Origin of the sequence: Meiothermus sp., from assembly GCF_025056915.1 — a bacterium.
Lineage (GTDB): Bacteria > Deinococcota > Deinococci > Deinococcales > Thermaceae > Meiothermus.
This window is the reverse complement of record NZ_JANWVH010000123.1, coordinates 1-5,214: the sequence shown is the minus strand read 5'-3', so window position 1 is coordinate 5,214 and position 5,214 is coordinate 1. Positions and strand designations below refer to the sequence as shown.

The window sequence follows — 5,214 nt, the reverse complement described above, 5'->3', positions numbered from 1 at the left end:
CACCATCGAAATCAACCTGGTCGCCACCCGTACCATCGCCGAAATTGCCAAGGGCATGCACGTCAAGCGCTTTATTTTTGCCAGCACCTGTTCTGTTTATGGGGCCAGCGACCTGGTGCTCAACGAGCGCAGCAGCCTGAATCCGGTCTCGCTGTACGCCCGCAGCAAAATTGCTTCCGAGCAGGTGTTGCACAAGCTCCAGAGTGACGACTTCTCGGTAGTGATTCTGCGCTTTGGCACCATCTATGGTCTTTCGGGCCGTACGCGATTTGATCTGGTGGTCAACCTGCTTACAGCAAAGGCCGTGGTTGAGAAAAAGATCACGGTGTTTGGGGGCGACCAGTGGAGGCCGTTTGTGCACGTAGATGATGCTTCGCAGGCGGTAATGCTGGCGGTGGAAGCGCCGAAGGAACTGGTTCATAACGAGACCTTCAATGTTGGAAGCAACGAGGGCAACATGACGCTGGGCATGGTGGGAGAGCTGGTCAAGAAACTGGTTCCCGACGCTGAGCTGATTGACTCGGGCCGTGATGGCGACCGGCGCAACTACCGGGTAGACTTCTCCAAGATTCGTAACCTGCTGGGCTTTGTACCCCAGTGGACAGTTGAGAAAGGCATCCAGCAGGTGATTGATGCGCTAAAGAGTGGCAAGGTACGTGATTACCGGGCGCCGATGTATTCCAACGTTAAGTATCTGACCGAGGACACGGCCTCGGGATCGGTCAAGCAATACTACCTGGGCTGGGAGAAAGACCTGATTGAACGGGCCCATCTGCAGAATCCCACGGAAGAGAAAGCGCCGGTAGTTCCGCAGGCCTAGGAAGCCCACCAGAAGTGAGGAAGTGGTTCGTAGGGAGGGGTTAGGAGGAGGAGTGTTTGCAGGAAGCTGGACGCAAAGAGTTCTTACAGTTTTATTTGTACTGGTGCTGGCAGCATGTTCGCCCAAGCCGCCCGGTGCACCCAGTAATTTCAGCGCGTCCCCCGACGACACCCCGCAGGTCGTCCTGACCTGGGATGCTGTTCCAGGTGCAAGCTCTTACCAACTCGAGCGCCGTGGGCCGGGAGGTGATTTCTCACCCCTGGCTACCATCTCCACAACCGAGTACACCGATTCTTCGGTGGAGTACAGCACTACCTACAGTTACCGCCTGGTGGCGCGAAATGGTGGGGGGAACAGCCCTGCGGTCTCAGTGGATGTCACCATACCGCCACGCCCACTCGAGCCCCCCGATACCCCAACCGACTTGCAGGCCACACCCCAGACAGGCTCCGGTGGAACTGTGGAGTTTCGCCTGACCTGGACGGCCCCCGCTCGAGTTACGCGCTACACCCTCGAGCGCCGCACCCGCGACGGCCCCTACACTGTGTTGACCGGCAACCTTGCCGCTAACGTGACCTCGTACACCGACCCCGACCTAGGCTCCGGCACGCCCTACACGTATCGCCTGACGGCCCGCAATGCGGCAGGGAACAGCGTGCCGGCTGTTCTCGAGGCCACCACGCAGGCCTATAGTGAACCGGGCTTTAGCCAGAGTAGCACCGCCTATTCGTTTGCCGATGACTATACCTCGAGCCAGAGTCTTCTGGGCAACGAAGACGAGGGCCTCGACGCTGAATACTTCGACAACCCCGACCTGACCGGCCTTTTCTTCCGGCGAATCGAGTCGGGCATAAACCACAAGTTTAACGGCCAGCCCCCCCTGCCAGGCATGGGTGCCGACACCTTCAGCATCCGATGGGTCGGACTCCTCACCGCGCCGGTTACGGCGACCTACACTTTTGTGGTGCTGGCCGACGATGGTGTGCGGCTTTGGGTCAACAACCAGCTCCTGATCAACCGCTGGGCCGACCAGGGCCTGACCCGCCGCACGGCCCAGATTGCGCTTTTGCAAGGGCAAAGCTACCGTATCAAGCTCGAGTACTACAACCGCGACCCGCGTGGGGCGGTCAAGCTCCGCTGGTCGTATCCCGGCCAGGCTGAGCAGATAGTGCCCCGAAGTGCTTTTCGCCGCGATGTCAAGGCCCGCATTGGCCAGTTTGGCCCCAAGCTTCCCTGGCCCACGGTGGCCACCCACGCCGTGCTGCTGCCTGATGGCCGGGTGATGACCTTCCACGGCCTCGACCCGGTGGGCAAGGGCCAGAGCGATAACTATCGTGACTTTGAAAGGCACAGCTCCACCCAGGTGTTCGTCTGGACCCCTGGCACGCCCACCCATGCCCAGAGCCAGGCGCGCTTCGACAACAACCGCACCGACCTCTTCTGCGTCGGCTACGTGCTTGCGGCCAATGGCAAGGTTTACATGGCCGGCGGCAACCTGGGCTACGACTACTCGGCAACCGGAGGGGAAGAGGGTTTTGCCGCCGGGCACCCTCACACCAACATCTTCAACCCAACCACCAACACCTGGGCCGCAGGCCCCAACATGGCCCAAGGGCGCTGGTACCCCAGCATGATCACGCTGCCCAACGAGGAGATGCTCATCATCGGGGGCAATGCAGATAACCATAACGGGGACGGCATAGACAACGACAAGAACTACATTGCCGATGTCTGGAACCCCTTTTCCAACACCCTGCGCCGGCTCACCACGGCCAGTTCGTTTGGAAAGGGCATCGAGCACTTCTACCCCTGGGTGCACGTAGCCCCCAACGGACAGGTGTTTCTTTCCGGGAGCTACCTGAACTGGTACTACCTCAACACCAGCGGAACGGGTGCGTGGGGCCCCATCAACGTCCAGACCTACAACCGCTACTATGGCTCCTCGGTGATGTACGAGCCGGGGAAAATCCTGGTGTTGGGGGGTGGCTGGATCGGGTTCAGTGGTCCGCAAGGAGGCGCCACCGCCCAGGTGATTGAACTCAACCCCACCAACCAGAACATCACGGTTCGGGAACTGCCAGAAGAAAAACGGATGAAACACGCCCGCACCCACCTGAACGCCACCCTGATGCCCGATGGGCGCGTTTTTGTGAACGGCGGCAACGCCGACGGCATACAGTTCAACAACGCCACTGCGGTCTACGAAAGTGAAATTTGGTCGCCCCGCACCGAAGCCTTCAAGCCGGCCGCCGAAGCCCAGTGCCCCCGCACCTACCACTCCACCGCCCTGCTTCTGCTCGATGGCACCATCATCACCATGGGAGGGGGGGCCACCGGTGAAGACGACGATCCAACAAGAAAAGAGTGCGACAAAGAAATGGGCAACAGCCAAAAAGTCAATCAGCTCAATGCTGAAATCTACTACCCCCCCTACCTCTACAATGCCGACGGCAGCGAGGCCACGCGGCCCATAATTCAATCAGCGCCAGAGCGGGTGAGCTATGGGCAGACCTTCACCATCACCACCGATGTGCCCAGCTCGGTGGTGGATCGGGTCACGGTGGTTGCCTTTGGAGCGGTCACCCACGCCTTCAACATGGGGCAGCGGTTTTTGGAGCTAAGCTTCAGCCGCACTGGCCCCAATACCCTGACGGTGGTTGCGCCGGCCAGCCCCAACCTGGCCCCACCCGGCTATTACCAGCTTTACGTGTTGGACGGGCGAGGGGTGCCCTCGCCCGCCAGGGCGCTGCGCATTCGAGCGACCGGTCTGCCCTAGCGAACCTCGAAGGGGCCAAGGTCGAGGGTGGCCCCCTGGACGCGGGGCCTGGCCAGGAAGTCGAACTCCGGGGCCCGCTCGGGAATGCCCTTGTCTATGGCTGGGCTACTGCTGCTCAGGGTGTAGTCGCCCGAGCCGTCCGGGCGGTAGTTGACAAAGCCGGGATCCAGGCTCAGGCTGCCCTGATGTGAGCTGGTTTGCAAACGCCAGTTGGTGGTGTTGTTCCAGACCAGGTTGTTAACAAAACGATTGACGCCGGTGTTGTTTTCCTCGCTGATGCCCCTGGGGTTTCCGACCACAATGTTGTTGGCCACGAGAAAGTTTTCGGCCACGTTGCCGCGGGTGTTGTCCCCCGAGCCAACCGAGATGCCCCCGTACAGGTTGGCAAAGGATAGATTGTTGCTGATGGTTACGGCTGTGGCGGCATGCCAGGTGGTAATCCCGAAACCTCGAGCCCGATAGGTAATGTTGTTTTGTACCGTGCCTCGGGGTGCACCCTGGTAGATGCCATGAATTCGAGTGCAAAAACCCGCCGATAGGTCGCCGATGTCGTGTACAAGATTGCCAATCATGGCTCCGTCGGACGAGTCGGGTGAACTCATGTTGACGCCCGCGCCCCCGTTGGAGTCGCACTGGGCCCTGATGCCGTAAACGTGGTTGAATAAAAATCTGTTATAAGGCCGCCAGCTAATGATGCCGCTGTTGGTGGAGTTGGTCACCTCGAAACCAATTACGTCAATGTAGCTGCCGCGCACATCAATGCCGAAAAGAGCACCCTGGGCGTTGATTTTGGCTCCCCAGCGGGTATCCGAGGCAATCACAATGCGTTGCGAGGCTGTGCCGCTCACGCTTACGCTTACCGCTTCGTTGTAGGTACCGGGTAACACCCTCAGAATCTGGCCAGGTTTGAGCTGGGCAGCAGCATAGGTTATTGTTGCCCACGGGCGCTCGCGGCTCCCGTCGTTGGTGTTGCTCCCGCCGGGGCCTACGTAAAAGGTGGGGCCGCTGGGTATGGGATAGGTGGAGGGGTTGCTGCTACTGACCTGAATGTTCAAACTGGCGCTGCTGCTTTGGCCGCTGGTGTCGTAGGCCGTGACCACTATGGTATTGCTTCCTGCACGCAGACTCGAGACCGCGAAGCTGGCGCTCACAGTGGGGCCAGGCGTAATGGTTACGGCCACCTCCCCTGCACCGTTGACACGGTAGGTGAGTCGGCTAACGGCGGTATCGTCGCTGGCCGTTACCTGCACTGTAACGCTGGGACTGCTAAGACTGGCGCCGCTTACCGGACTGAGGATTTTCAGACTGGGGCTTCCGGGCGACCCAGTAGATGTGCTTGGATCGCTACCGCACGCAACCATCACGGTAGCTAGGAGGGCAATAATGTAACGTCTCATGGTAAACACGCTCGTGTTGGGGCCGAGCCGTTGCAGCCCAGAACCCACATGTAACGAACGATATAACGCCTAACCTAGAGCTTTTTTAGTGAATCTTTAAGGAGGTCTTTAGAAAAGGAAAAGCCCACCCCGCATCTCGGGGTGAACTACGCTTTTTATTGTTCGCTATTTCGCCGCGCGTTCCTGGGCGAGGTTGTCCTCGAGGGCCCGGCGGCATTCAC

General features: G+C 59.7%; 3 protein-coding genes. 2 read left to right on the top strand and 1 reads right to left on the bottom strand.

The features are described from left to right. Both NZN28_RS13745 and NZN28_RS13740 read left to right on the top strand, forming a co-directional pair. Nucleotides 1-820: NAD(P)-dependent oxidoreductase (locus NZN28_RS13745; RefSeq protein ID WP_295399092.1), on the top strand; the 820-nt coding region annotated here is incomplete at its 5' end. A gap of 22 nt (nucleotides 821-842) precedes the next feature. After that, nucleotides 843-3,596, top strand: coding sequence for a PA14 domain-containing protein (locus tag NZN28_RS13740; protein WP_367275842.1), 2,754 nt, complete (start codon nucleotides 843-845; stop codon nucleotides 3,594-3,596). Here NZN28_RS13740 and NZN28_RS13735 read toward each other — a convergent pair. Beyond that, nucleotides 3,593-4,993, bottom strand: a complete 1,401-nt coding sequence (locus NZN28_RS13735; RefSeq protein ID WP_295399088.1) for an Ig-like domain-containing protein — start codon at nucleotides 4,991-4,993, stop codon at nucleotides 3,593-3,595. The genes NZN28_RS13740 and NZN28_RS13735 overlap by 4 nt on opposite strands. Between the last annotated feature and the right edge of the window lie 221 nt (nucleotides 4,994-5,214).

Coding starts and splice junctions, on each gene's coding strand:
- NZN28_RS13735 (WP_295399088.1), bottom strand. CDS start 4,993: ATGAGACGTTACATTATTGCCCTCCTAGCTACCGTGATGGTTGCGTGC.